The sequence below is a fragment of the Gracilimonas sp. genome (assembly GCF_014762685.1).
Classification (GTDB): Bacteria; Bacteroidota; Rhodothermia; order Balneolales; family Balneolaceae; genus Gracilimonas.
Genome location: NZ_JABURM010000001.1, coordinates 1 through 1,193, shown reverse-complemented (window position 1 = coordinate 1,193; position 1,193 = coordinate 1). Strand labels below are relative to the sequence as shown.

General features: G+C 55.2%; 1 protein-coding gene. It reads left to right on the top strand.

Annotation, left to right across the window (positions count from 1 at the left end):
* Positions 1-4 precede the first annotated feature (4 nt).
* Complete coding sequence (tuf, locus tag HUJ22_RS00005; protein WP_290871833.1) at positions 5-1,192, top strand: elongation factor Tu; 1,188 nt, start codon at positions 5-7, stop codon at positions 1,190-1,192.
* Position 1,193: the final 1 nt, after the last annotated feature.

Sequence of the window (1,193 nt, the reverse complement as noted above, 5' to 3'; positions counted from 1 at the left end):
AATCATGGCAAAAGAGACCTTTCAACGGAATAAGCCACACGTGAACGTGGGGACGATCGGACACGTAGATCACGGGAAGACGACATTGACGGCGGCGATTACTACGGTAATGGCGAAGACCTACGGTGGAGTGGCGAAGCAATTTGCAGATATTGACAACGCCCCTGAAGAGCGCGAGCGAGGAATTACGATTGCCACCGCGCACGTAGAGTACGAAACCGATGCGCGTCACTACGCCCACGTAGATTGCCCGGGTCACGCCGATTATGTCAAGAACATGGTGACCGGAGCGGCCCAGATGGACGGAGCTATTTTGGTAGTAGCGGCCACCGACGGCCCGATGCCTCAGACGCGTGAGCACATTTTGCTGGCCCGCCAGGTAGGGGTTCCCCAGATCGTGGTGTTTATGAACAAAGTAGACCTGGTAGACGATGAAGAGCTGCTGGAGCTGGTCGAGCTGGAAGTACGTGAGCTGCTTTCCTCCTATGACTTTGACGGAGACAATATCCCGGTAATCCAGGGATCAGCCCTGAACGCCCTGAACGGGGATGCAGGCGCCGAAGAAGCGATTGTAGAACTGATGAAGGCTGTGGACGAGACGATTCCAACGCCGGAGCGGGATGTAGACAAGCCGTTTTTAATGCCGGTTGAGGATATATTCAGTATTACCGGTCGCGGTACGGTGGCCACCGGGCGTATTGAGCGTGGCGTGATCAAAGTGAACGATGAGATTGAGATTGTAGGCATTGTGGAGCAGCCGATGAAGTCGGTAGTGACCGGGATTGAGATGTTCCGCCGGATGCTTGACCAGGGGCAGGCCGGAGACAACGCCGGGATTCTGCTTCGCGGGATTAACAAAGAGCAGATTGAGCGCGGGATGGTATTATGTAAGCCGGGCACGATTACCCCGCATAAGAAGTTTGAGTGCGAGGTGTATGTATTGAGCAAAGACGAGGGTGGGCGTCACACGCCATTTTTCAAAGGCTACCGTCCGCAGTTTTATTTCCGGACCACCGATGTGACGGGAGCGTGTGAGCTTCCGAGCGGCGTGGAGATGGTGATGCCGGGCGATAATGTGAAATTAGAAGTGGAGCTCATCCAGCCGGTGGCGATGGAAGAAGGGCTGCGCTTTGCAATTCGCGAAGGTGGCCGTACCGTGGGCGCCGGAGTGGTAACTAAAATCTTAGACTAAG

What these genes read in the sequence shown, in the direction of transcription:
- tuf (WP_290871833.1), top strand. Translation starts at nt 5, where the DNA reads ATGGCAAAAGAGACCTTTCAACGGAATAAGCCACACGTGAACGTGGGG.